Raw genomic sequence first — 22,141 nt, 5'->3', positions numbered from 1 at the left:
ACTATTCAGCTTAGTTGCTGTTTGCATCCTTGCTTTCGATGGACGCACTTTGCAGCGCTTTTCGTGCCTGCTGTTTGCGCAGGAGTTGCCAATGCGAGAGGACGGTTTTCGGTGCCCAGATCTGTGGTTCGGACGCTTCGAAACCGTCCGCCAGCTCACGTTCGGCGACGTTGGCCTTGGCCAGTTTGAAGGCTTGTTCCAGGTCATCGGTCTGGTTCAGGGCCTGGGCGAACAGGGCATCTCCGAAATAAGTGAAGTTGGCTTCCTCCGAGCAACCGAAGGACACTCGGTCGGCCCGCGAGGCCGTCATGATCAGGGTCCGCTCATCCTTGAGGGCGGGAATGAAACCGCCGGAGTAGCAGGACGAAATCACGATGATCTTGTCGCGGTTTTTCAGGGGGGCGAGAACAGCGGCCAATTCGTCGGCTGGCAGATCGGCCAATTCCATGCGTGGCTGGTCAAGCACCAGTTCGTGTTCGCTGGTGCCGTGGCTGGTCAGGTAGATGAAAATCAGGTCTTCCGGACCGCTGCGTTCGGCCAGCGTCAGGGCAGCCCGGCGCAGGTTTTCCCGGGTAGCCATCGGGCGGTCGGCGAGGTGGTCACGATGGTTCACCAGGCGGATCTGACCAAGGGTGCGAAAACGGGTGGTGAGCATGTTGGCGACGTAGTCGGATTCGCGCAGAAACACGCTTTGCTTGCCATCACCCCCCAGGGTCAACGAATACAGCTCCACCGCCGGCGTCGAGTGTGGAACGTTGGCCAGCGCTGCGTCGAGCAGGCGGCCCTGAGCCAGCAGGCCGAGTTCCAGGGTGTCGGGCAATAATTTGCCCTCGGTGTCGCGTACGCGCTGGCCGTTGATCCAGGTGCCGCTAAGTACGGTGCCATCGGTCAACACCAATGTGCCGCGCCCTTGGTAACTGTCGTTGTCGAACTGGCCGGTGTAAAAGCTGCCGTCGGACAGGTTCAGGCGGCCCTGGCCGGAAAAACGCCAGTCATTGAACTGGCCGATGTAGTGGCTGCCGTCAGTGCCGATCAACTCGCCCTTGCCGTTCAGCGAGCCTTCCTTGAACTGTCCCAGCCAGACATCGCCGTCGGCGTTTTCGTAGCGGCCCTTGCCGTGCAGTTGATTGTTCTTGAAGCTGCCGACATAGATGTCGCCGTCGGCGCTGTTGAAAGTCCCGTTGCCTTCCAGCTGGCCGTCGACGAAGTGCCCGGTGAACTGATTGCCGTTACCGTCGCCGCGCTGGCCTTCGCCATTGGGTTTACCGTGGGCGAACTGGCCCTGATAGGAACTGCCGTCTTCGAGTTCGAGGCGACCCAGGCCAGCGTATTGATCGGCCTTGAACTCTCCGCGATAGCTCATGCCGTTTTCTTTGAGGGTACCTTCGCCGTTGCGCCGGCCGGCCTTGAAGCCGCCGCTGTAGCTGCTGGCGTTGGTGGTCAATGCCCCCTGGCCGTCGAACAGTCCCTGATTGAACTGACCGCGATAGACTTCGCCATTGCTGCCATGCCATTCGCCCTGGCCCTGCCACTGGCCCTTGTCGAATTCGCCGGCGTACCAGCTGCCGTTCGGGTAGTCGATACGCCCCTTGCCTTGCAGCAAGCCATTGACCAGGTCACCGCGATAACGTCCGCCGTCCGGCAGGCGGGCGTCAGGAGGAAATGGCGATTCGCCGTCGCCGCAAGCGGTGAGCATCAAGGTCAAGGCAAGGAGTGCAAGTGGGCGCATAGCGGATTCCGGGCAATTAGGCGAGGGAGTATGCCGCAGCTATGTGTCCTTAATATAGGGTGAGGTACCGCGTGAGGGCGCGAAACAGCATGAGCTGCTTCGCATCCGGCAAGGTTTATACGAAGCACAGAGACAGGGGTTCGGCGATGTACGCCGGTTTGTCCGAACCTTCGATTTCCAGGGTGGTGGTGGCCTTGAGCAGCCATTGGCCGGGTTTCTTCTCGATGACTTCGGTCAGGTCGACTTTCAGGCGCACTTTCGAGTTGACCTTGACCGGCTGGATGAAGCGCACGCTGTCGAGTCCGTAGTTGACCACCATCTTCAAGCCTTCGGGCATGACGAGGATGTCTTCCATCAGTTTCGGGATCAGCGACAACGACAGGAAGCCGTGAGCGATGGTGCTGCCAAATGGCGTTTGCGCGGCCTTGACCGGGTCGACGTGGATGAACTGAAAATCCCCTGTGGCTTCGGCGAACAGGTTGATGCGGTCCTGATCGATAGTGAGCCATTCGGAACGTCCAAGTTCCTTGCCGACATAATCTTTGAGCTCCGCAACTGGAACATAGGGCATTGAGACTCTCCTTGGGTTCATCGGTTTTATAGTTTTGGCTTGCGGGGATCTGACCTCCCGGCTTACTACTTTAGATCAACATGGCCAAACGCAGCGGTCAACTGACAATGCTTTTGGCGAATGCCGGTCTATAGCGCGAGCATGCTTATAATGCCCGGCCAATGCGGGTGATGGATTTTGCGGGAGAACTTTGATGTTGTTACGGGGCCTGACGTGGCTGGTGCTGTTCCAATTGCTCGGCACTGCGCTCAATCATTTGTTCTTGCCGGTGCTGCCGGGGCCGATTGTGGGGTTGCTGCTGTTGCTGGTGTACCTCATCTGTCGCGGGCAGGTTGGCGAGCCGCTGAACCTGGCGGCCAGTAGCCTGTTGCGTTACCTGCCCCTGTTGCTGGTGCCGCCGGCTGTGGGCGTGATGGTCTACGCCGCTGACATCGCGGCGGATTTCTGGGCCATTGTCGGTGCGCTGGTATTGTCGCTGCTGCTTTCCATGGCTTTCGCCGGGGTGCTGATGCATCGTATGGTCAAGGGGCACGCTCACTCCGAGGACAGCCAATGATCTTCGACTGGCACGGCGCCTGGACGTCGGTGATTCATCATCCCCTGTTTGGTATCGGCATTACTCTTGGCGCCTATCAACTCGTCCTGGCGGCATTCGAGAAAACCCGCTGGATCTTTTTGCAGCCGGTGTTGGTCTCCATGTTGTTGGTGATCGGCGTGCTGGTGGGCTGCGGCCTGACCTATGCCGAGTACCGCAAGAGCACCGAGATTCTCAGCATCCTGCTCGGCCCGGCCACTGTCGCACTGGCGGTGCCGCTTTATCTCAACCTGCGACGGATTCGGCAGTTGTTCTGGCCGATATTTACTACGCTGGTGATAGGCGGGGTGGTGGCCACGGGGATGGGCGTGTTGCTGGGCTGGTCGTTCGGTGCCGAGCACATGATCCTGATGACCATGGCGCCGAAATCGGTGACTTCGCCTATCGCTATGTTGGTGGCCGAGCAGATCGGTGGTGTCGCGGCGCTGGCAGCAGTGTTCGTCTTGATTACGGGTGTGATCGGCGCGATTTTCGGCCCGGCGTTGTTGACCCGGCTGGGCGTGCATAGCCCGGAAGCCAGGGGTATGGCACTGGGCATGACGGCCCACGCGGTCGGCACGGCAGTGGCGATGCAGGAAAGTGAAGAGTGCGGCGCCTTCGCGGCGCTGGCGATGAGCCTGATGGGTGTGGCCACGGCGGTGCTCCTGCCGTTGGCGGTGTCGATGGTGGTGTAAGGAAATGTCTATGAGTCTGCCGCTTTTTCCGCTCAATACAGTGCTGTTTCCAGGCTGCATCCTCGACTTGCAGATCTTCGAGGCGCGCTATCTGGACATGATCGGCCGCTGCATGAAGCAGGGCGGCGGTTTCGGCGTGGTGTGCATCCTCGAGGGTGAGGAAGTCGGGATCGCCCCGGCGGGTTACGCCTTGGTCGGGTGTGAGGCGCTGATCACCGATTTCAAGCAACAGGACAACGGCCTGCTGGGGATTCGGGTTCAGGGCGGACGGCGTTTCCATGTATTACGAACGGAAGTCCAGCGCGATCAGTTGACCGTCGCCGAGGTCGAGTGGCTGGAAGACGAACCCGAGCAACCCTTGCAGGACGAAGATGCCGACCTGGTTGCGTTGCTCAAGGCCTTGGCTGAGCACCCGATGGTCGAAGCGTTGAACATGGGCACTGAGGCGACCGGGCAACAATCACTGGCCAATCAATTGGCGTACCTGTTGCCTTTCGCGGAACTGGACAAGATCGACCTGCTGCAACTTGATGATCCGCAGCAACGACTGGATGCGATTCAGGCGTTGCTGGATGAGTTGCAGGGGGAGTTGTTTGCCTGAGTGATTTTGGCGAACTTCCGATGGCTTGGCTGTATGTTATTTTTAATGGCATTGTTTTTGAGGTTTATTTTAGGTTCAGTCGGCTGAGTCTGTATTTATTTCTAATAACTAAAAGTGATGGTTTGTATTGAGTGTTCACGCGGTGGTGATTATATTTGCTGCGTCTGCATGAGGCGGGCGTTACATATATAAGGAGCTGTTATTGTGAAGAATTTTACTGGTGCCGAGCGTGCTTTGTGGGAGTTGTGCTTTTCTCGAATTATGGTCAACTATGTTTCTGCGCAATCACCGCAGGGCGAAGTTCAGTTTGCCGCGGACTCTGCAGCCAATGCGGCCAATGCGTTGATCCTGGTGCGTCGTTCGGGCCTGAATGGTGATCGTGATAATTATGAGCAGCGGCTTTGGGATAGTTATGTAGGGGACGCTATGATCAAGTTTTCGACTGAGGTTCATTGGAAACTTGAAGACTATGTTGTCATTGCCGGCCGCGTTGCCAAAAATGCCGATTCAGCCGTTGCGAAGTATCGCGGCACGGAAGGTTCGGAACTGCCAAGCTTTCCATTCGGAAGCTAAGTCGTAATATGGTTGTTTGGTAGTTGATGGTAAAGCGATTCCTTGAATGACGTTTTGTGGGCTGATGTTCCATTTGCGCCAAGGGATGAACGCAGGCTTCAAGAACTCCATAACACCCTGTGGGAGCGGCTTGCCCGCGAAGAGGCTCTTTCAGTCGATACTGATATCGCCTGACTCTCCGCCTTCGCGGGCAGGCCCGCCCCACAGGATTCGATTTACTTCAGGTCCGACTCAGTCAGCTCAACACAAAGTAATCGCGATCTTCGAGCGGGCTAGTTCGACCTGCTGCAATTAGATGATCCGCAGCAGCGACTGAGTGCGATTCAGGCGTTACTGGATGAGTTGCAGGGGGAGCTGTTTACCTGAGCAGCATTTGGCAAACATTGCACTCGATTGCCAGCATTGCTGGGTACCGGTGTTTTGATTAGTTTGGGGTTGCCCGCATAAAGCGGGTCACTTCAAAATATCAAAAGGATTTCAATGATGACTATTTTCACCAATGAGTGGGCGGCATGGGAAGCGGCCGCTGTAGGTTACCTGCTCAAACATGCAAGTTTTGGTCAGCCCTTCGAGGATACTGCAATTGCAGCAAGCCGGCTCGCTGATGCACTGATTCTGGAAATGCGTAAACGTCAACGTGCCTGATTGCAATTAGCTGAACGCATTCAAAAAGAACCCCGTCATATTGGTCGGGGTTCTTTTTTTATGAGAGACCGAGATAAAACTGCACTCTTTTTAGTAGGCATACCGCAACATCGTATGGGGCAAGTGCCGCAATACGAAGAAACCGAACAGGGCCACTAACGCCGGTAGCAGCAGCCACCAGACCTTGGGCGGCATTGCGTTCAGTGGTGCCTGACGTTGATTCAGCCAGAGGCTGGCTGCGCAGACACAGGCCGCCAGCATTGCACCTGCCAATACATCCGTCGGCCAATGTGCGCCGAGGTAAACCCTGGAGAGGGCAATCGCCAAGGCTGGAATGCAACCCAGTAGTAACCAGGTCAATCGCATCCGTGGCGGTTGTCCACGCCCGGCAAGTACGGCGAGGGTTAGAAACAGCGCGAAAGAACCCGAGGCGTGACCACTTGGCATGCTGTAACTGGTCAGTGGATCGCTCAGGACTTCCGGACGTACGCGAGCGAAGAAGTGTTTGGTCGCGGTGTTGGCCAGTGCCGTGCAGAGCAGGGTGCTGCAGGCGAAGATCGCTTGCGGCCATTGCCTGGCGATTACCAATAGCGCTACGAGCAAAGCACTGAACACCAGCATGTTGCGGAATTCGCCGATCAGTGTGAAGACTACGGCTACTTCATCGAGCATCGGATTGCGATGCTCTTGCACCAGTGTCATCACGCCCTGATCGAGCGCGCTCAGATGCGAATAGCCGATAAACAACCCTGCCAGAATCAGAAAACTCATGCCGGTGATGAACATCGTGGCATTGCGATGCCGGCGCAGGCTACTGGTTGCGCTCAAGCCGACCATCACAGCAATGCTGCCGACAACAACTCCGGCCTGGAGCCAGAAGCCTTCGGGCAATGGCAAGCGGATTGCCGCGCCCGTGGCCCAGCCAGGCATCAGATAAGCCAACGACCAACCCGCGCCGGCCAACAGGCTGACAGCGAAGAAGCGCGGGAAAGGCATGTCGCACATTCCGGCCACCATCGGCAGCATTGGCCGCAAGGGGCCGATAAAGCGCCCAACCAGCAGGCTGGCGATGCCGTAGCGCTGGAAGTATGACTCGGCTCCGGCGATCCATTCCGGATGATGGCGCAAGCCCGGCAGGCGCCGGATGTTCTGATGGAAGTGCCGTCCCAGAAAATACGAAATGACGTCACCCAGCACCCCAGCGACGAAACCCAGCAAGAGCGTCTCACTGAGCGTCAGTGCGCCACTGCCTGCCAGTACCGCCACGGCGAACAGCAGCACCGTGCCGGGAACGATCAGCCCGGCAATCGCCAGGCATTCCACAAAGGCCACGATGAATACCGCTGCCGCCAGCCATTGCGGGTTGGCCGCCAACCATCCGGTCACGCTATCGAGCCATGGGCCCATAAAAACCACTCCATCAAATGTTCAATTTTCTACTTGTAGGCGCGAGCCTGCTCGCGATAGCGCACTTTGAGTCAACGGTGATGTTGATTGTGCTGACCTCATCGCGAGCAGGCTCGCTCCTACAGAAGATTCCTTCAGTTTCAAAATCCGGATCGGTCTCAGGACAGTACAAAATAATCGCGACCTTCGACCTGTCCCCGTCGTAGCGGGTTGCGCGTGCAATAAGCCGCGTAGGCCGCATCGACGAAGCGGTACATCAGGTGTTCATCGCGCCCGTGGGGAATGCCCAGACGCGTGGTCTGGATGATGTGGGCAGGCGTCTGCCCGACGTGTTCTACCAGCAGCACTTCATGGTCGAAGCGTTTGGCGTCCCATACCGGCACTTTCAGGCCCAGCGCCTTGCAGAGCAGGGTTTGCCCGGCACAGAGTTTTTGTGACGGGCGAGGGTGGCCCTGGGAATCGGGATTGTTCAGTAGCATCTGCGCCAGGCTGGCCGGCCCGCTCAATTGATCGACCCACGGGTAGGCGGATTTGATCAGTACCGCGTTTCCCGGCCCCTGAGCACTGAAGTTCAGTGAGTCGCCGCCCCGAGCGTAATACATATAGATGTGGCCACCATCCAGAAACAAAGCCTTACGCTTTTCTGTATAGCCGAGGGATGCGTGGCTGCCTTTTTCCGCGCAGTAGTAGGCCTCGGTCTCGATAATTCGGGCGCTGAGCCACAGGTCGCCCACTCGATGGCGAATGACTTTGCCCAGTAAATCCCGGGCCAGAATTTGCGCGTCACGGTCGAAAAACGCGTCCGGGAGACCCGTGGGCAGGCTCGCGGCGGACGCTCGAACAGTCAGATTGGACATGATGACCGGCATTTGTCAGGGCTGAATGAGTCGTGATGATAACAATTTGCAGCTTAATCCCGGCTGAACATCGGCAATTTGCCCTCCATTTCGACCATCCGCCCGTCACCGCTGTTAGTCGGTGGGCGCGACAGCTATAATCTGTCGCTTTACTCTTTACCAAGACCTAATCAAAGACCACGCCAGACCATGACTGAGTCCGTTCTTGACTACATGACCCGCCTGGGTCGCGCCGCCCGCGAAGCTTCCCGCGTGATCGGCCGTGCCAGTACCGCGCAGAAAAACCGCGCCCTGCAGGCCGCCGCCAACGCGCTGGACGCTGCCCGCGCCGAGCTGACGGCGGCCAATGAACAGGATTTGGCTGCCGGTCGCGCCAATGGTCTTGAGCCGGCCCTGCTTGAGCGCCTGGCACTGACCCCGGCGCGTATCGACGGCATGATCGTCGGCCTGCGTCAGGTGGCGGCCCTGCCGGACCCGGTCGGCGCTATCCGTGACATGAGTTTCCGCCCCTCCGGTATTCAGGTCGGCAAGATGCGCGTGCCACTGGGCGTGATCGGAATCATCTACGAGTCGCGACCGAACGTGACCATCGATGCGGCCAGTCTGTGCCTGAAGTCCGGTAACGCGACCATCCTGCGTGGCGGTTCCGAGGCCATTCATTCCAATCGCGCCATCGCCGCCTGCATTCAGCGTGGCCTGGCCGAGGCCGATCTGCCGGCCGCGGTGGTGCAAGTGGTCGAAACCACCGATCGTGCTGCCGTCGGCGCGCTGATCACCATGCCTGAATACGTTGATGTCATCGTGCCGCGCGGCGGTCGTGGCCTGATCGAGCGCGTCAGCCGTGATGCCCGTGTCCCGGTGATCAAGCACCTGGACGGCATCTGCCACGTTTACGTGAGTGAACACGCCGATCTGGCCAAGGCCCAGCGCATCGCGTTCAATGCCAAGACTTACCGTTATGGCATCTGCGGTGCCATGGAAACGCTGCTGGTCGATCAAACCGTCGCCAGGGAGTTCCTGCCGGCGATGGCGGTACAGTTCCGCGAAAAAGGCGTCGAACTGCGCGGCTGCGAGCGTACCCGGGCAATCATCGACGCCGTGGCCGCTACCGAAGAAGACTGGAGCACCGAGTACCTGGCGGCGATTTTGTCGATCCGCGTGGTCGACGGACTGGGACAGGCCATCGAGCACATCAATCATTACGGTTCCCATCACACCGATTCGATTGTCAGCGAACACCAGGGCGACACCCGGCGTTTCGTGGCTGAGGTCGACTCCTCGTCGGTGATGATCAATACCCCGACATGCTTCGCCGATGGCTTCGAATACGGATTGGGTGCCGAGATCGGCATTTCTACTGATAAGCTGCACGCCCGCGGCCCGGTGGGCCTCGAGGGACTGACCTGCGAGAAGTACATCGTGGTCGGCGACGGGCAGTTGCGCGGACAGGAGCCGGTCTGACTTGGGCGACTTCGACCCGTCAGCCCCGGTCACCGTCAGCGAGCCAGCCCCTCGCCGCATTGGCGTGCTGGGCGGAACGTTCGACCCGGTGCACATCGGCCATTTGCGCGGTGCGCTGGAAGTCGCCGAAACACTTGCGCTCGATGAGTTGCGCCTGACACCCAGTGCCAGGCCGCCCCATCGGGACAAGCCGCAGGTGTCGGCAAAAGACCGTCTGGCGATGGTCGAGTGCGCGGTGGCCGGTGTGGCGCCGTTGGTGGTGGACGCCCGCGAATTGCAGCGGGACAAACCGTCCTACACCATTGATACCCTGGAACTGATGCGCGCCGAACTGGCCGTATCCGACCAGGTTTTTCTGCTTTTGGGCTGGGACGCTTTTTGCGGCCTGCCCACTTGGCACCGCTGGGAAGAGTTGCTCCAGCATTGCCATATCCTGGTGTTGCAACGCCCGGATGCCGACAGCGAACCGCCGGATGCCTTGCGCAACCTGCTGGCAGCGCGCTCGGTGAGCGACCCGCTGGCCCTCAAAGGGCCGAGCGGACAGATTGCATTCGTCTGGCAGACACCGCTCGCGGTATCCGCCACCCAGATCCGTCAACTGCTGGCCAGCGGTAAGTCGGTACGTTTCCTGGTGCCCGACGCGGTCCTGGCCTACATCGATGCGCACGGACTCTACCGTGCGTCGAACTGAATGGGAGTGCCTCAAGGCACGTGGCAACAACGTGTATTGAAGCGCCCGAACAAACGAGCAAAACGAGTTTTATATGACGAGCAACAACGAAAGCAAAGTAAAACGCAAAGGCACATTCAAGAGTGCCCCGCTGCCGGAAAAGGTCCTCGCCGCCGAGCCGCCTAAAGGCGACGAGCTGGTCAAGATCGCCGTAGCCGCCCTTGAAGATGTCAAGGCCCAGGACGTGCTGGTGATTGATGTTCGCGACAAGCAGAGCATCACTGACTACATGATCATCGCCACCGGTACCTCCAACCGCCAGATCGGCGCGATGCTGGACAAGGTTCGCGAGGCCGTCAAAGCCCTGGGTATCAAGCCGCTGGGTGAAGAAGGCAAGGGCGACAGCGACTGGGTGCTGTTGGACATGGACGACGTGATCGTTCACATGATGACCTCCAACGCCCGTCAGTTCTACGACCTGGAGCGCCTGTGGAAAGGTGCCGAGCAGAGCCGTGCGGCCGATGGCAAGCACCACAGCCCTGAAGTTGGTCACGAGCACTTCAACAAGCTCAACAAAGACCAGGAATAAGGGACCGCTGTGCGACTGCGACTGATCGCCGTCGGTTCACGCATGCCCAAGTGGGTGGAAGAGGGCTGGCATGAATATGCCAAGCGTCTTCCGTCCGAGCTGGCGCTGGAACTGGTGGAAATTCCGCTCAATACCCGTGGCAAGAACGCCGACGTGGCCCGTTTCATCCGTCAGGAAGGCGAAGCCATGCTGGCCAAGGTCGGGCCGAACGAGCGGATTGTCACTCTCGAAGTCCATGGCAAGCCCTGGAGTACCGAGCAACTGGCGGTCGAGCTCGATCGCTGGCGGCTGGACTCGCGCACTGTCAACTTCATGGTCGGTGGCCCCGAAGGGCTGGCGCCGGAAGTCTGTGCCCGGGCCGACCAGCGCTGGTCGTTGTCGCCGCTGACCTTGCCGCACCCGCTGGTGCGGATCCTGATCGGCGAACAGATGTACCGTGCCTGGACCGTGTTGTCCGGTCACCCTTACCACAAGTAGTTCTGCCCTCATGTCCCAGCCGATCCGCATCAAGGACCACGAAAAAGACGCCCGTCTGGTGCGTGGTCGCGTCGTGTTCGGGGCCATTGCAGTGGTGGCGCTGATTGCGGTGCTGATCGCGCGTCTGTATTTCCTGCAGGTGATCCAGTACGAGTACCACTCGACCCTGTCGGAAAACAACCGCGTCCACGTGCAGCCGATTCCACCGACTCGCGGGCTGATTTTCGACCGCAACGGCGTGGTTATTGCCGATAACCGGCCGAGTTTCAGCCTGAGCATGACCCGCGAGCGTTCCGGCGACTGGCAGCAGGTGCTCGACGTGATCGTCGAAGTGCTGGAACTGACGCCCGAGGACCGGGTGATCTTCGAGAAGCGCATGCGTCAGGGGCGCCGGCCGTTCGAGCCGGTGCCGATCCTGTTTGAGCTGAGCGAAGAGCAGATCGCCCGGATCGCCGTTAACCAGTTCCGCCTGCCGGGCGTGGAAGTGGTCGCGCAGTTGGTTCGTCACTATCCCCAAGGGGCGCACTTTGCTCACTCGGTGGGCTACATGGGGCGGATCAACGAGAAAGAGCTCAAGTCGCTGGACCCGGTCAATTACAGCGGCACCCACCACATCGGCAAAACCGGCATCGAGCGTTTCTACGAGCCTGAATTGCACGGCCAGGTGGGTTACGAGGAAGTCGAGACCAACGCCAGGGGCCGCGTACTGCGCGTGCTCAAGCGTACCGATCCGATTCCCGGCAAGGACATCGTCCTGAGCCTGGACATCAAATTGCAGGAAGCCGCCGAAGCTGCGCTCGGTGGTCGTCGTGGCGCGGTAGTAGCGCTGGACCCGAAAACCGGCGAAGTGCTGGCGATGGTCAGCCAACCGAGTTTCGACCCGAACCTGTTCGTCACCGGCATCAGCTTCAAGGCCTATTCCGAGCTGCGCGACTCCATCGACCGGCCGCTGTTCAACCGCGTGCTGCGTGGCCTGTACCCGCCGGGTTCGACCATCAAGCCCGCGGTGGCGATTGCCGGTCTGGACGCGGGCGTGGTGACGGCGTCGTCGCGAGTGTTCGACCCGGGTTACTACATGCTGCCCAACTACGATCACAAATACCGTAACTGGAATCGCACCGGTGACGGTTTCGTCGACCTCGATACGGCGATCATGCGTTCCAACGACACCTACTTCTATGACCTGGCCCACAAGCTGGGGATCGATCGGCTGTCGGCATACATGACCAAGTTCGGCATCGGCCAGAAAGTCTCCCTGGACATGTTCGAAGAGTCGCCGGGGCTGATGCCGTCCCGCGAATGGAAACGTGCGACCCGCCGGCAGGCGTGGTTCCCGGGCGAAACGCTGATTCTGGGGATCGGCCAGGGCTATATGCAGTCGACCCCGTTGCAACTGGCCCAGGCCACCGCTCTGGTCGCCAACAAAGGCGTCTGGAACCGTCCGCACCTGGCCAAGACCATCGAGGGCGTGAAGCCGGTGGATGAGAATCCGATGCCGGACATCATCCTGCGCGACCCCTCGGACTGGACCAGGGTCAACCACGGCATGCAGCAGGTTATGCATGGTGCCCGTGGTACGGCGCGCAAAGCCTCGATCGGCGCGCAATACCGGATCGCCGGCAAGTCGGGTACGGCCCAGGTGGTCGCGATCAAACAGGGTGAGAAGTATGACCGTTCCAAGGTTCAGGAGCGCCATCGCGACCACGCCCTGTTCGTCGGTTTCGCGCCGGCCGACGACCCGAAAATCGTGGTGTCGGTGATGGTCGAGAACGGCGAGTCCGGCTCCGGCGTCGCCGCGCCAGTGGTGCGCCAAATCATGGATGCCTGGCTCCTGGACCAGGACGGTCGGTTGAAGCCCGAATACGCCAGCCCTATCAGTGCAGAGGCTACCGCCCGTGATGAATAACTTCGATCGCATGCTCTCCAGTGAGGATGTGATGCGTCGCCGTGCGACGCTGCTGCAACGCCTGCACATCGACGGCCCGTTGCTGATCCTGCTGCTGACCCTGGCGGCCGGCAGCCTGTTCGTACTCTATTCGGCCAGTGGCAAAAGCTGGGATCTGCTGGCCAAACAAGCCACTTCTTTCGGCATTGGCCTGGTGTCGATGATCGTCATCGCCCAGTTCGAGCCACGCTTCATGGCCCGCTGGGTCCCGGTGGGTTATGTGATCGGCGTGCTGTTGCTGGTAGTCGTCGACGTCATGGGTCACAACGCCATGGGCGCTACTCGCTGGATCAACATTCCCGGGGTGATCCGCTTCCAGCCTTCGGAGTTCATGAAGATCCTGATGCCGGCGACCATCGCCTGGTACCTGTCCAAGCGCACCTTGCCGCCACAACTCAAGCATGTGGGGGTGAGCCTGTTCCTGATCGGCTTGCCATTCATCCTGATCGTGCGTCAGCCCGACCTTGGCACTTCATTGCTGATTCTGGCGGGGGGCGCCTTCGTGCTGTTCATGGGTGGCCTGCGCTGGCGCTGGATCCTCAGCGTGCTCGCTGCCGCCGTGCCGGTGTCCGTGGCCATGTGGTATTTCGTTATGCACGATTACCAGAAGCAGCGCGTCCTCACGTTCCTCGACCCGGAAAGTGACCCGCTAGGCACCGGTTGGAACATCATCCAGTCCAAGGCCGCCATCGGCTCCGGTGGGGTGTTCGGCAAGGGCTGGTTGCTGGGCACCCAGTCGCACCTGGACTTCCTGCCGGAAAGCCATACCGACTTCATCATTGCCGTATTGGGTGAAGAGTTCGGCCTGGTGGGGATCTGCGCGCTGTTGCTGATCTACCTGCTGTTGATCGGCCGCGGCCTGGTGATTACCGCCCAGGCGCAGACATTGTTCGGCAAGTTGCTCGCGGGCAGCCTGACCATGACGTTTTTTGTTTATGTTTTCGTCAACATCGGTATGGTCAGTGGCCTGTTGCCGGTGGTGGGGGTGCCGTTGCCGTTCATTAGCTACGGAGGAACTTCGCTGGTGACGCTACTGTCAGCGTTTGGGGTTTTGATGTCGATCCATACCCATCGCAAGTGGATCGCGCAGGTTTGAATAAGGTGAAATTTTCAATGCAAGTAATGCGTGGCTGGGCGACTCGATACGCGCCATGGGTCAGCCTGGTAAGCATCCTTGGCACCATGCCGGACGCGTTGGCCGGCGACTACGAAGGCTCACCCCAGGTGGCCGAATTCGTCGGTGAAATGACCCGCGACTACGGTTTCGCCGGTGAACAATTGATGGGTGTGTTCCGCGAAGCCGAGCGCAAGCAGTCGATTCTGGACGCCATCTCCAAACCTGCCGAACGGGTCAAGCAGTGGAGCGAGTATCGCCCGATGTTCATCACCGATGCGCGCATAGCCCGGGGTGTGGATTTCTGGCGTCAGCACGAAGCGGTGTTGGCTCGTGCCGAGCAGGAATACGGCGTGCCGGCCCAGGTGATTGTCTCGATCATCGGTGTTGAAACCTTTTTCGGCCGTAATACCGGAAATTTCCGGGTGATCGATGCCTTGTCGACCCTGGGTTTCGACTATCCTCCCCGTGCCGAGTTTTTCCGCAAGGAGTTGCGTGAGTTCCTGCTACTGGCCCGCGAAGAGCAGGTCGATCCGCTGACGCTCAAAGGCTCCTACGCTGGCGCAATGGGATTGCCGCAGTTCATGCCGAGCAGTTTCCGCGCTTATGCAGTGGATTTCGACGGTGATGGCCATATCAACATCTGGACCAATCCGGATGATGCCATTGGCAGTGTTGCCAGTTACTTCAAGCGCCATGGCTGGGTCGCCGGCGAACCGGTAGTCAGTCGCGGCGATGTCCGTGGCGATCAGGTCGACGAAGGTTTGACCACCGGTATCGAACCGACGAAAACCGTCGGGGAGTTGCGAGCCCTGGGGTGGTCAAGTCATGATGCGCTGCGCGATGATATGCCGGTTACTGCTTTCCGCCTGGAAGGCGACAATGGCTCCGAGTACTGGATGGGCCTGAAGAATTTTTACGCGATCACGCGATATAACCGCAGCGTGATGTACGCCATGGCCGTACATCAACTGTCTGAGCAGCTGGTCCAAGCACGGGGCGTCAAGTAATGCGGGCATTGCCTATCAATAAACCCCTGAAGCTGATGGCATTCGCCGCGTTGGCAATGCTGGTCGCCAGTTGTTCGACCAGCCGTGCGCCGGCCCAGAAGACCAGCAGCACCGCTGTGCGCACGACGCCGGGGCTGGACATAAACCGCGCCCACAAGGATGGCGCGCCATGGTGGGATGTCGATGTTTCGCGTATCCCGGACGCCACGCCGACCCTGCACACCGGCCCGTACAAGGCCGCTCCCTACTCGGTACTGGGCAAAACCTACTTTCCGCTGCAGGAGTCAAAGACCTACGTGCAGTCGGGCACGGCGTCCTGGTACGGCACCAAGTTTCACGGTCAGAACACCGCCAACGGCGAAGTGTATGACCTGTACGGCATGAGCGCTGCCCACAAGACTCTGCCACTGCCAAGTTACGTTCGGGTGACCAATCTGGATAACAACAAGTCGGTGATCCTGCGCGTCAACGATCGCGGGCCGTTCTATTCGGACCGGATCATCGACTTGTCCTACGCGGCCGCCAAGAAACTCGGTTACGCCGAAACCGGCACCGCGCGGGTCAAGGTCGAAGGCATCGATCCGCAGCAATGGTGGGCTGCCAAGGGCCGTCCGGCACCATTAATGCTCAACGAACCGAAAGTCGCGCAGAATAGCGCCCCGGTGATCACGGCTTCGGCCGGCACCGTCGAGCAATGGACGCCTCCGCCGCAGCAACACGCCGCCGCGGTGGTGCCCGTGCAGCTCGATGCAAAAAAAAACGCTTCTGTAGCAGCCTCTGGCCAGTATCTGCAGGTGGGCGCGTTCGCCAACCCGGACGCTGCAGAACTCCTGAGATCGAAGCTCAGCGGGATGGTGAGCGCTCCGGTGTTCATCAGCTCGATCGTGCGCAATCAGCAGACCCTGCATCGGGTGCGCATGGGGCCAATCGGTTCGCCGGGTGAAATCCAGCAGGTGCAGAACAGTGTGCGCCTGGCCAATCTCGGTTCGCCGAGTGTGGTCACGGAGTAATACGTAGAGCTTGATTGACGGTTCGTCTGCGGTATTGGGGGGCGAACCAGGTTGTTGACTCGTTGAAGAACAAAAGCCCGGCAAGGGTGACTGAGTGAGCAACTGAACACGCGATGACTCGTTAGAAAGTCATTTGATTAGTTTTGCCCTTGGGCAAGTTTCCATTAGCGATTTCGAGAGACGGATGAACATCACCACCTTTGCCAAACGCCTGTTCCTGCTAGTCCCGCTGCTTCTCTCACCCGCCGCGTTCGCGGTCGAGATGATGCCTTCGCCACCACAACTGGCCGCCAAGGCCTATGTGCTCATGGATGCCAGCAGCGGCAACGTGCTGGTCGAGAACAACGGTGACCAGCGTCTGCCGCCGGCCAGCCTGACCAAGCTGATGACCGCGTACATCGCGACTCTGGAAATCCGTCGTGGCCAGATCGGCGAAAACGATCCGGTGACCGTCAGCGAAAACGCCTGGCGTACCGGCGGTTCGCGGATGTTCATCAAGGTCGGCTCGCAGGTGACTGTCAGCGACCTGTTGCACGGCATCATCATCCAGTCGGGCAACGACGCCAGCGTTGCGCTCTCCGAGCACATCGCCGGTAGCGAAGACGCGTTCGCCGACATGATGAACAAAACCGTTGGCGACCTGGGCATGACCAACAGCCACTTCATGAACCCGACCGGTCTGCCGAACCCTGAGCACTACTCGTCGGCTCACGACATGGCCGTACTGGCTCGCGCGATCATCCACGAAGACCCGGCTCACTACGCGATCTACTCGCAGAAAGAGTTCTTCTGGAACGGCATCAAGCAACCGAACCGCAACCTGCTGCTGTGGCGCGACAAGACCGTCGACGGCCTGAAAACCGGTCATACCGACGAAGCCGGCTATTGCATGGTGTCTTCGGCCGTACGTGATGGCATGCGTCTGATCGCCGTGGTCTTCGGCACCAACAGCGAAGTGGCCCGTGCCGCCGAAACCCAGAAGCTGCTGACCTACGGTTTCCGTTTCTTCGAAACCCAGACCTTCTATCAGAAGGGCACCGAGCTGGCTCAGGCTCCAGTCTGGAAAGGCTCCACCAACCAGATCAAGGCTGGCCTGGCGCAAGACCTGACCATGACCCTGCCAAAAGGCCAGCTGAAAAAGCTCGCTGCCAGCATGACCATGAACCCGCAACTGATCGCGCCAATCGCCAAGGGCGACGTGATCGGTAAAGTCGAAGTGAAACTGGACGACAAGGTGGTGCACAGCGCCGATCTGATCGCTCTGGACGCTGTCGAGGAAGGTGGTATCTTCCGCCGCATGTGGGATAGCATCCGTCTATTCTTCTACGGCTTGTTCAACTGAATTTAGTGTGCACCTGCATGGCTCCGCGCTGATCTGGCGCGCAGCCATGCCCGTCGCCACGGCTTACGCTTACGAGGCCGTTACGCCATGACCGATACCGAAGTAAAGGCGCCAAAGATCGAGTTCCCTGCCAATGATTACCCGGTTAAGGTGATCAGCGACACCGGCGTGGGCAACAAGGACAGAATCATCGACATCGTCCGCAAATATGCAACGATCAACGATGAGCGTGTTGATGAGCGCCAGAGCAGCAACGGCAAATACACCACCATTCAGTTGCACATCGTTGCGACCGACCAGGACCAGCTGTACAACATCAACAGCGAACTGCGGGCAACCGGTTTCGTGCACATGGTGCTGTGATGTCCGGTGTGCTGGGCTTTCGCGAACTCGGCCAGATGGCTTACGAGCCGGTCTGGCATGCCATGCAACGCTTCACCAACGAACGCGGCAACGATGCCGCCGACGAGATCTGGCTGGTCGAACACCCTGCGGTGTTCACCCAGGGCCAGGCCGGCAAGGCCGAGCATCTGCTGCTTCCCGGTGATATTCCGGTGGTGCAGGTCGACCGTGGTGGTCAGGTGACCTACCACGGCCCCGGCCAACTGGTGGCTTATCTGCTGCTGGACGTGCGCAAGCTCGGGTTTGGCGTGCGCGATCTGGTCAGCCGGATGGAGCAATGCCTGATCGAGCTGCTGGCCAGTTACGGTGTCACCGCCGTGGCCAAGCCCGATGCGCCGGGTGTCTACGTCGACGGGGCGAAAATCGCCTCCCTGGGTCTTCGGATCCGCCACGGCTGTTCCTTTCATGGCCTGGCCTTGAACGTGGACATGAACCTGGAACCGTTTCGACGGATTAATCCCTGCGGCTACGCCGGGCTGGCGATGACCCAGCTGAGCGATCACGCAGGATCGATTGAATTTGCCGAGGTAAGTGCCCGGCTGCGCGCGCAGCTCGTCAAACACCTCGACTATGCTGAGCAGACGACCCTGACGGGCGGAATCGACTGATATGACTACTGATGCAGTGCAAACCATGATCCCGACGCTCGATGTCACCGAGCGCCCGGCCCCGCGTCCCAAGGTTGAAGCCGGCGTCAAGCTGCGCGGCGCCGAAAAGGTTGCACGCATCCCGGTGAAGATCATTCCGACCACCGAACTGCCGAAGAAGCCGGACTGGATTCGCGTCCGCATCCCGGTTTCGCCGGAAGTCGACCGCATCAAGGCCCTGTTGCGCAAACACAAGTTGCACAGCGTGTGCGAAGAGGCGTCCTGCCCGAACCTGGGCGAGTGCTTCTCCGGCGGCACCGCGACCTTCATGATCATGGGTGACATCTGCACCCGTCGCTGCCCGTTCTGCGACGTCGGCCACGGCCGTCCAAAGCCGCTGGACGTCAACGAGCCGGAAAGCCTGGCCATTGCCATCGCCGACCTGCGCCTGAAGTACGTGGTGATCACTTCGGTGGACCGCGACGACCTGCGTGACGGCGGTGCCCAGCACTTTGCCGACTGCATCCGCGAAATCCGCAAGCTGTCGCCGAACGTGCAGCTCGAAACCCTGGTCCCGGACTACCGTGGCCGCATGGACATCGCGCTGGAAATCACCGCCGCCGAGCCGCCGGATGTGTTCAACCACAACCTGGAAACCGTGCCACGTCTGTACAAGGCTGCACGTCCAGGTTCGGACTATCAGTGGTCGCTGACCCTGCTGCAACGCTTCAAGCAGATGATGCCGCACATTCCGACCAAGTCCGGCCTGATGCTGGGTCTGGGCGAGACCGACGAAGAAGTCATCGAAGTCATGAAGCGCATGCGCGAGCACGACATCGACATGCTGACCCTGGGCCAGTACCTGCAACCGTCGCGAAGCCACTTGCCAGTCCAGCGCTTCGTGCACCCGGACACCTTCGCCTGGTTCGCCGAGGAAGGTTACAAGATGGGCTTCAAGAACGTCGCTTCCGGTCCATTGGTTCGCTCCTCGTACCACGCCGACGAGCAGGCGAAGCTGGTCAAGGCCGAGCTGATGTCGTCCTGATCGACTGTGAAGCATAAAACGCCCGCAAGGTTTCAAAGCCTTGCGGGCGTTTTTTTGCCTGACCTACGACAACGGCTGCCTTTTCCTGCAACCTGCGGGGCAACGGTTCCTCTTCTGTTTGTCCCCGTTCCTGACTACTGTGTGCTGATGTTTTCACGCAGGGAGATTCACGGATGACCGCTCGACCGACCCTCACCCTTTGCCCTCATGCTCCCGTCCCGGCACTGCCGTCGGAAGGCATGATCGGCGTTATCGCACCCGCCGGTCCCGCGCCGCTGGACACCGACAAGGCGGTGCAATGGATGCGTGCCCGGGGTTATTCACTGAAAGTGTTTCCCGGGGTCTACGAAAAAAACGGCTACCTGGCCGGCAGTGACGAGGTGCGACTCGACGATCTGCATGCAGCGTTCGCCGACAGCGAGGTGGATGCGATCATCTGCCTGCGCGGTGGTTATGGCACGCCCCGGCTGCTCGACCGCATCGATTTTGATTTGCTGCGTGACAACGCCAAGCCGTTCGTCGGCTACAGCGATATCACTGCGCTGCATTTGGCGATCAGTCGTTATGCCGGCTTCGTGACCTTTCATGGTCCGTTGCTCAATGCCGACCTGCTGGGTGAGAAGCAAATACCTACCGAGTCTTCGTTCTTCAACATGCTGCGAGGGAAGGTGAGGGCGGGAACAGTGCTGGCGCATCCGGTGGCCTACCCGCTGACCACGATCGAGCCCGGCGTGGCTCACGGGCGCTTGCTCGGTGGCAATCTGGCCATGATCGCCGCGACCATGGGCACGCCCTACGAGATTGACGCCGAGGGCGTCATTCTGTTGATCGAGGATATCAACGAGCCGCTGTATCGCATCGACCGGTTGCTCACCCATCTGCGGCTGGCAGGCACGTTGCACAAGCTGCGCGGCGTGTTGGTCGGGGATGTGGCGGGGGTTGAGGTGGCGGCGCTGGACAGGTTGCTCAAGCAGATCTTCGAGCCATTGAAGATTCCGGTGCTGTCCGGGTGGCGCAGCGGCCATTGCGACCCGAACCTGACGTTACCCATGGGGGCGCTGGTCAGGCTGGATGCCGGAAACAAGGAATTGATGCTGGAGCAGGATGTGGTGGCCAGGCGCTAGATTTTTATCGCCTGTCAGTCAGTCTTCGCGGGCAAGCCCGCTCCCACAGTGTCCGCGTCGTACACAAATCATGTGAACGCCCCTGAACCTGTGGGAGCGGGCTTGCCCGCGATGCTTTTAGCGGTTACGCAGTCCTTCGAGCAACTTGTGCGTCGGATACCCATCTGCCGGCCAGCCAAACGACTGTTGGGCGCTGCGGATAGCCTTGCGGGTGTTGGCGCCGATGATCCCGTCGGCGGTGCCGGCGTCATAGTTTTGCGCGCTCAATAGGCTTTGCAGCTCGATCCGCTCGGTACGGCTCAGAGGCAGGTCATCCTTTGGCCACGTACCGCTGATCAAGCCTGCGCCATTGAAGCGTTCGGACAACAGGCTCACCCCCAGGGCATAGGACGACGAATTGTTGTACTTGAGAATCGCACGAAAGTTGTCGAGCACAAGGAACGCCGGGCCGCGGTAGCCAGCCGGCAATAGCAGTGCCGCAGACAGTTGCTCCGAGCCTGCCGGGACCTGGCCACCGTTGGGCAGCGTAACGCCCAGTTGGCGCCACTCGGCAACACTCTTGCGAATCGTGCCATCGGCCAGTACGTAGTTGAAGCCGCTCGGCAGCTGGACTTCAAAGCCCCACGGCTGACCTCTCTGCCAGCCGGAGCTTTGCAGGTAATGCGCGGTCGAGGCCAGGGCATCAGCCGAACTGCTCCAGATATCGCGACGGCCGTCGCCGTCGAAATCGACGGCGTGGGTGTTGTAGGTGGTCGGGATGAACTGGGTCTGGCCCATGGCGCCGGCCCAGGAACCGAGCATCTTTTCGGGTTCGATGTCGCCTTGTTGCAGGATTTGCAGGGCCGCGATCAATTGCGCGTGGGCGAAGCCGGGACGGCGGCCTTCGTAGGCCAGGGTCGCCAGCGAGTTGATCACCGACTTGCTGCCCTGGAACTGGCCAAAATTGCTTTCCATGCCCCACACGGCCACCAGCGCCTGACGATCAACGCCATAACGCTGCTCGATGCCTTGCAGGATGTCGGCGTACTGGTCGATCAGTGACTGGCCTTTGCGTACCCGCAGCGGCGACAACGCGCCATCGAGGTATTCCCACACCGGTTTTGCGAATTCCGGTTGGCTGCGATCGGCACGAATCACACTGGGGTCGAAGCTGACATTGGCGAAAGCGCGATCAAACAGATCGGCGCGGATACCGGCGGCCAGGGCATCCTTGCGGAAACCCGCCTGCCATTCGGCAAATGTCTGGGTAGGCTGGATGTCGAGGTTCTCACCCGTCGGAACCACCGGCGGAACAACCGCCGGGGCGGTAGCGACAGGAAGTGTCTGAAGCGGCTGAGCGTCGGCTGCGGTCGGTTTTTCCGCACAGGCGACAAGCAAAACAAGGCTGGAGGCAGCGATCAATTGGCGTAAGTGCCAACGATGGGGAAGACAAAAAGGCATGCACGGGTCCAGGGAATACGAATCAGGTACAGACCTTAACATGTTGAAGGGGGGTTCTGCTTTACGCAGCCAGAAAGTAAGAAGCCTCCCAGCTGTCAGACTGGAAGGCTTCGCGGCGGTAGCTGCCTTTGCCCTTGGTGGGGCGCTCCTGGCGGCTGCGGAACAATGGCTGGGCGATGATGGATTTGGCCTTGTTGGGGCCATGCTTTGATGGCTTTTTGCTCATGATGGTGCCTCGCAAGTGAGTGGTTTTTGCGGGGCAAATCATCGGCC

General features: G+C 59.9%; 24 protein-coding genes. 18 read left to right on the top strand and 6 right to left on the bottom strand.

Features of this window, described 5'->3' with window-relative positions; genetic code table 11:
* Positions 1-10: 10 nt before the first annotated feature.
* Positions 11-1,729 (bottom strand): C13 family peptidase, encoded by a 1,719-nt coding sequence (locus PSJE_RS29440; protein ID WP_090451601.1) that lies wholly within the window; start codon positions 1,727-1,729, stop codon positions 11-13.
* A 115-nt stretch (positions 1,730-1,844) separates the two neighbouring features.
* Positions 1,845-2,300, bottom strand: a complete 456-nt coding sequence (locus PSJE_RS29435) for a MaoC family dehydratase (protein WP_046041672.1) — start codon at positions 2,298-2,300, stop codon at positions 1,845-1,847.
* 193 nt (positions 2,301-2,493) lie between these two features.
* Between PSJE_RS29435 and PSJE_RS29430 the strand changes: the two genes are divergently transcribed.
* The 5 genes from PSJE_RS29430 to PSJE_RS31400 all read left to right on the top strand — a co-directional run bounded on the left by PSJE_RS29430 (position 2,494) and on the right by PSJE_RS31400 (position 5,388).
* Entirely contained in the window at positions 2,494-2,856 is a 363-nt protein-coding gene (locus PSJE_RS29430) for a CidA/LrgA family protein (protein ID WP_057713152.1), read from the top strand.
* Positions 2,853-3,569, top strand: a complete 717-nt coding sequence (locus PSJE_RS29425; RefSeq protein WP_057713153.1) for an LrgB family protein — start codon at positions 2,853-2,855, stop codon at positions 3,567-3,569. Before PSJE_RS29430 ends, PSJE_RS29425 begins: the two co-directional genes overlap by 4 nt.
* A gap of 10 nt (positions 3,570-3,579) precedes the next feature.
* Positions 3,580-4,170: an LON peptidase substrate-binding domain-containing protein gene (locus PSJE_RS29420; protein WP_046041675.1), complete on the top strand. Its 591-nt coding sequence runs from the start codon at positions 3,580-3,582 to the stop codon at positions 4,168-4,170.
* A 204-nt stretch (positions 4,171-4,374) separates the two neighbouring features.
* A complete protein-coding gene (locus PSJE_RS29415; protein ID WP_090451599.1) occupies positions 4,375-4,743 on the top strand; it encodes a hypothetical protein in 369 nt (122 codons plus the stop codon).
* Between the two features lie 483 nt (positions 4,744-5,226).
* Positions 5,227-5,388 (top strand): hypothetical protein, encoded by a 162-nt coding sequence (locus PSJE_RS31400; protein WP_157858919.1) that lies wholly within the window; start codon positions 5,227-5,229, stop codon positions 5,386-5,388.
* 90 nt (positions 5,389-5,478) lie between these two features.
* On the opposite strand, the gene PSJE_RS29410 is transcribed toward PSJE_RS31400, so the two are convergent.
* Entirely contained in the window at positions 5,479-6,795 is a 1,317-nt protein-coding gene (locus PSJE_RS29410; protein WP_057713155.1) for a bifunctional DedA family/phosphatase PAP2 family protein, read from the bottom strand.
* Positions 6,796-6,953: 158 nt separating this feature from the next.
* The gene (locus tag PSJE_RS29405) at positions 6,954-7,652 is read right to left on the bottom strand and encodes a DNA-3-methyladenine glycosylase (RefSeq protein WP_057716555.1); all 699 of its coding nucleotides are present in this window, start codon (positions 7,650-7,652) and stop codon (positions 6,954-6,956) included.
* A gap of 189 nt (positions 7,653-7,841) precedes the next feature.
* Between PSJE_RS29405 and PSJE_RS29400 the strand changes: the two genes are divergently transcribed.
* The 13 genes from PSJE_RS29400 (at position 7,842) to PSJE_RS29340 (ending at position 20,428) form a co-directional block, all read left to right on the top strand.
* A complete protein-coding gene (locus tag PSJE_RS29400) occupies positions 7,842-9,113 on the top strand; it encodes a glutamate-5-semialdehyde dehydrogenase (RefSeq protein ID WP_090451597.1) in 1,272 nt (423 codons plus the stop codon).
* A 1-nt stretch (position 9,114) separates the two neighbouring features.
* Positions 9,115-9,804 carry a nicotinate-nucleotide adenylyltransferase gene (nadD, locus tag PSJE_RS29395; RefSeq protein WP_007975898.1) on the top strand — a complete coding sequence of 230 codons (690 nt, stop codon included), beginning with the start codon at positions 9,115-9,117 and terminating at the stop codon, positions 9,802-9,804.
* A 73-nt stretch (positions 9,805-9,877) separates the two neighbouring features.
* Positions 9,878-10,372, top strand: coding sequence for a ribosome silencing factor (gene rsfS, locus PSJE_RS29390; protein WP_007975896.1), 495 nt, complete (start codon positions 9,878-9,880; stop codon positions 10,370-10,372).
* Positions 10,373-10,381: 9 nt separating this feature from the next.
* On the top strand, positions 10,382-10,849 hold the full coding sequence (gene rlmH / locus PSJE_RS29385) for a 23S rRNA (pseudouridine(1915)-N(3))-methyltransferase RlmH (RefSeq protein ID WP_008052376.1): 468 nt from the start codon (positions 10,382-10,384) through the stop codon (positions 10,847-10,849).
* 10 nt (positions 10,850-10,859) lie between these two features.
* Entirely contained in the window at positions 10,860-12,755 is a 1,896-nt protein-coding gene (mrdA, locus tag PSJE_RS29380) for a penicillin-binding protein 2 (RefSeq protein ID WP_057713157.1), read from the top strand.
* 31 nt (positions 12,756-12,786) lie between these two features.
* Positions 12,787-13,890 carry a rod shape-determining protein RodA gene (rodA, locus tag PSJE_RS29375; RefSeq protein ID WP_057716556.1) on the top strand — a complete coding sequence of 368 codons (1,104 nt, stop codon included), beginning with the start codon at positions 12,787-12,789 and terminating at the stop codon, positions 13,888-13,890.
* A gap of 17 nt (positions 13,891-13,907) precedes the next feature.
* Entirely contained in the window at positions 13,908-14,918 is a 1,011-nt protein-coding gene (mltB, locus tag PSJE_RS29370) for a lytic murein transglycosylase B (RefSeq protein ID WP_057713158.1), read from the top strand.
* The gene (locus PSJE_RS29365; protein WP_057713159.1) at positions 14,918-15,928 is read left to right on the top strand and encodes a septal ring lytic transglycosylase RlpA family protein; all 1,011 of its coding nucleotides are present in this window, start codon (positions 14,918-14,920) and stop codon (positions 15,926-15,928) included. The genes mltB and PSJE_RS29365 overlap by 1 nt, the downstream gene beginning before the upstream one ends.
* A gap of 184 nt (positions 15,929-16,112) precedes the next feature.
* Positions 16,113-17,270 carry a D-alanyl-D-alanine carboxypeptidase family protein gene (locus PSJE_RS29360; protein WP_057713160.1) on the top strand — a complete coding sequence of 386 codons (1,158 nt, stop codon included), beginning with the start codon at positions 16,113-16,115 and terminating at the stop codon, positions 17,268-17,270.
* Between the two features lie 87 nt (positions 17,271-17,357).
* Entirely contained in the window at positions 17,358-17,633 is a 276-nt protein-coding gene (locus tag PSJE_RS29355) for a DUF493 domain-containing protein (protein ID WP_008052383.1), read from the top strand.
* The gene (gene lipB / locus PSJE_RS29350) at positions 17,633-18,280 is read left to right on the top strand and encodes a lipoyl(octanoyl) transferase LipB (protein WP_046041686.1); all 648 of its coding nucleotides are present in this window, start codon (positions 17,633-17,635) and stop codon (positions 18,278-18,280) included. The genes PSJE_RS29355 and lipB overlap by 1 nt, the downstream gene beginning before the upstream one ends.
* 25 nt (positions 18,281-18,305) lie before the next feature.
* Positions 18,306-19,304 (top strand): lipoyl synthase, encoded by a 999-nt coding sequence (lipA, locus tag PSJE_RS29345; protein ID WP_162130289.1) that lies wholly within the window; start codon positions 18,306-18,308, stop codon positions 19,302-19,304.
* A gap of 173 nt (positions 19,305-19,477) precedes the next feature.
* A complete protein-coding gene (locus PSJE_RS29340; RefSeq protein ID WP_057713161.1) occupies positions 19,478-20,428 on the top strand; it encodes a S66 peptidase family protein in 951 nt (316 codons plus the stop codon).
* 117 nt (positions 20,429-20,545) lie between these two features.
* Here the strand turns inward: PSJE_RS29340 and PSJE_RS29335 are convergent, their stop codons facing one another.
* Together PSJE_RS29335 and arfA are read right to left on the bottom strand one after the other, a co-directional pair.
* Positions 20,546-21,868, bottom strand: coding sequence for a lytic murein transglycosylase (locus tag PSJE_RS29335; RefSeq protein WP_090451593.1), 1,323 nt, complete (start codon positions 21,866-21,868; stop codon positions 20,546-20,548).
* A gap of 61 nt (positions 21,869-21,929) precedes the next feature.
* On the bottom strand, positions 21,930-22,094 hold the full coding sequence (gene arfA / locus PSJE_RS29330; protein ID WP_003228536.1) for an alternative ribosome rescue factor ArfA: 165 nt from the start codon (positions 22,092-22,094) through the stop codon (positions 21,930-21,932).
* Positions 22,095-22,141 lie beyond the last annotated feature (47 nt).

Source organism: Pseudomonas jessenii (assembly GCF_002236115.1).
Taxonomy (GTDB): domain Bacteria; phylum Pseudomonadota; class Gammaproteobacteria; order Pseudomonadales; family Pseudomonadaceae; genus Aquipseudomonas; species Aquipseudomonas jessenii.
This window is presented reverse-complemented; position numbering and strand designations above follow the sequence as displayed.

Bases quoted from the DNA above. Each gene is read 5' to 3' on its own strand.
- PSJE_RS29365 (WP_057713159.1), top strand. From the start codon at position 14,918: ATGCGGGCATTGCCTATCAATAAACCCCTGAAGCTGATGGCATTCGCC.
- PSJE_RS29355 (WP_008052383.1), top strand. From the start codon at position 17,358: ATGACCGATACCGAAGTAAAGGCGCCAAAGATCGAGTTCCCTGCCAAT.
- PSJE_RS29425 (WP_057713153.1), top strand. From the start codon at position 2,853: ATGATCTTCGACTGGCACGGCGCCTGGACGTCGGTGATTCATCATCCC.
- PSJE_RS29340 (WP_057713161.1), top strand. From the start codon at position 19,478: ATGACCGCTCGACCGACCCTCACCCTTTGCCCTCATGCTCCCGTCCCG.
- PSJE_RS29400 (WP_090451597.1), top strand. From the start codon at position 7,842: ATGACTGAGTCCGTTCTTGACTACATGACCCGCCTGGGTCGCGCCGCC.
- mrdA (WP_057713157.1), top strand. From the start codon at position 10,860: ATGTCCCAGCCGATCCGCATCAAGGACCACGAAAAAGACGCCCGTCTG.
- PSJE_RS29435 (WP_046041672.1), bottom strand. From the start codon at position 2,300: ATGCCCTATGTTCCAGTTGCGGAGCTCAAAGATTATGTCGGCAAGGAA.
- PSJE_RS29335 (WP_090451593.1), bottom strand. From the start codon at position 21,868: ATGCCTTTTTGTCTTCCCCATCGTTGGCACTTACGCCAATTGATCGCT.
- mltB (WP_057713158.1), top strand. From the start codon at position 13,908: ATGCAAGTAATGCGTGGCTGGGCGACTCGATACGCGCCATGGGTCAGC.
- PSJE_RS29360 (WP_057713160.1), top strand. From the start codon at position 16,113: ATGAACATCACCACCTTTGCCAAACGCCTGTTCCTGCTAGTCCCGCTG.
- PSJE_RS29410 (WP_057713155.1), bottom strand. From the start codon at position 6,795: ATGGGCCCATGGCTCGATAGCGTGACCGGATGGTTGGCGGCCAACCCG.
- lipA (WP_162130289.1), top strand. From the start codon at position 18,306: ATGATCCCGACGCTCGATGTCACCGAGCGCCCGGCCCCGCGTCCCAAG.
- arfA (WP_003228536.1), bottom strand. From the start codon at position 22,094: ATGAGCAAAAAGCCATCAAAGCATGGCCCCAACAAGGCCAAATCCATC.
- lipB (WP_046041686.1), top strand. From the start codon at position 17,633: ATGTCCGGTGTGCTGGGCTTTCGCGAACTCGGCCAGATGGCTTACGAG.
- PSJE_RS31400 (WP_157858919.1), top strand. From the start codon at position 5,227: ATGACTATTTTCACCAATGAGTGGGCGGCATGGGAAGCGGCCGCTGTA.
- PSJE_RS29405 (WP_057716555.1), bottom strand. From the start codon at position 7,652: ATGTCCAATCTGACTGTTCGAGCGTCCGCCGCGAGCCTGCCCACGGGT.
- rsfS (WP_007975896.1), top strand. From the start codon at position 9,878: ATGACGAGCAACAACGAAAGCAAAGTAAAACGCAAAGGCACATTCAAG.
- PSJE_RS29420 (WP_046041675.1), top strand. From the start codon at position 3,580: ATGAGTCTGCCGCTTTTTCCGCTCAATACAGTGCTGTTTCCAGGCTGC.
- rodA (WP_057716556.1), top strand. From the start codon at position 12,787: ATGCGTCGCCGTGCGACGCTGCTGCAACGCCTGCACATCGACGGCCCG.
- PSJE_RS29430 (WP_057713152.1), top strand. From the start codon at position 2,494: ATGTTGTTACGGGGCCTGACGTGGCTGGTGCTGTTCCAATTGCTCGGC.
- PSJE_RS29440 (WP_090451601.1), bottom strand. From the start codon at position 1,729: ATGCGCCCACTTGCACTCCTTGCCTTGACCTTGATGCTCACCGCTTGC.